This is a genomic window from Pseudonocardia charpentierae, assembly GCF_031845345.1.
GTDB lineage: Bacteria > Actinomycetota > Actinomycetes > Mycobacteriales > Pseudonocardiaceae > Pseudonocardia > Pseudonocardia charpentierae.
Genome location: NZ_JAVREJ010000136.1, coordinates 1 through 255 on the forward strand (window position 1 = coordinate 1; position 255 = coordinate 255).

Annotated in this window: 1 pseudogene; it reads left to right on the forward strand. The window is 70.6% G+C overall.

The annotated features are described in order from the left end of the window. A pseudogene (locus RM445_RS32200) lies at nucleotides 1-255 on the forward strand (IS982 family transposase); the annotation flags it as partial.

Genomic DNA, 255 nt, shown 5'->3' on the forward strand with positions numbered 1-255 from the left:
TGCACCTGGTCTGCACCCCGTCGGGCCTGCCGGTCACCTGGGCGCTGGCCGACCCGAAACTCGACGAACGCCAGGTCCTGATGGCCGTACTCGACCATGACCCCACCCTCACCGCCGACCGCTGGGGACTGACGGTCATCGCCGACAAGGGCTACGTCTCCGCCGAACTCGACCGCTACCTGGCCGACCGCGGCGTGACCCTGCTGCGCCCGTCCTACCGCAACCGCACCCCACGCCCCGGTGAGCACCTGCTCA